Source organism: Pseudomonas sp. Soil_N_39 (assembly GCF_057655955.1).
In genome coordinates this window covers 1,827-3,057 of record NZ_JBDGLI010000038.1, presented here as the reverse complement: position 1 = coordinate 3,057, position 1,231 = coordinate 1,827, and the positions used below count along the sequence as shown (strand labels likewise).

The window sequence follows — 1,231 nt, the reverse complement described above, 5'->3', positions numbered from 1 at the left end:
TTGCGTGATACCCGTAGCTTCGGTGTATGGTTTGAGCCCCGTTACATCTTCCGCGCAGGCCGACTCGACTAGTGAGCTATTACGCTTTCTTTAAAGGGTGGCTGCTTCTAAGCCAACCTCCTAGCTGTCTAAGCCTTCCCACATCGTTTCCCACTTAACCATAACTTTGGGACCTTAGCTGACGGTCTGGGTTGTTTCCCTTTTCACGACGGACGTTAGCACCCGCCGTGTGTCTCCCATGCTCGGCACTTGTAGGTATTCGGAGTTTGCATCGGTTTGGTAAGTCGGGATGACCCCCTAGCCGAAACAGTGCTCTACCCCCTACAGTGATACATGAGGCGCTACCTAAATAGCTTTCGAGGAGAACCAGCTATCTCCGAGCTTGATTAGCCTTTCACTCCGATCCACAGGTCATCCGCTAACTTTTCAACGGTAGTCGGTTCGGTCCTCCAGTTAGTGTTACCCAACCTTCAACCTGCCCATGGATAGATCGCCCGGTTTCGGGTCTATTCCCAGCGACTAGACGCCCTATTAAGACTCGCTTTCGCTACGCCTCCCCTATTCGGTTAAGCTCGCCACTGAAAATAAGTCGCTGACCCATTATACAAAAGGTACGCAGTCACCCAACAAAGTGGGCTCCCACTGCTTGTACGCATACGGTTTCAGGATCTATTTCACTCCCCTCTCCGGGGTTCTTTTCGCCTTTCCCTCACGGTACTAGTTCACTATCGGTCAGTCAGTAGTATTTAGCCTTGGAGGATGGTCCCCCCATATTCAGACAAAGTTTCTCGTGCTCCGTCCTACTCGATTTCACTTCTAAGATCCTTTCGCGTACAGGGCTATCACCCACTATGGCCGCACTTTCCAGAGCGTTCCGCTAAAATCAAAGAAGCTTAAGGGCTAGTCCCCGTTCGCTCGCCACTACTAAGGGAATCTCGGTTGATTTCTTTTCCTCAGGGTACTTAGATGTTTCAGTTCCCCTGGTTCGCCTCTTGCACCTATGTATTCAGTACAAGATAACCATCTTATGATGGCTGGGTTCCCCCATTCAGACATCTCCGGATCAAAGTCTGTTTGCCGACTCCCCGAAGCTTTTCGCAGGCTACCACGTCTTTCATCGCCTCTGACTGCCAAGGCATCCACCGTATGCGCTTCTTCACTTGACCATATAACCCCAAGCAATCTGGTTATACTGTGAAGACGACATTCGCCGAAAATTCGATCTTGCTCT

Annotated in this window: 1 rRNA gene (running past one end of the window); it reads right to left on the bottom strand. The window is 50.6% G+C overall.

From position 1 onward, the window contains the following. Positions 1–1,166 (bottom strand): 23S ribosomal RNA (locus AC3A5O_RS28710); it reaches 1,825 nt to the left of the window's first position. Positions 1,167–1,231 lie beyond the last annotated feature (65 nt).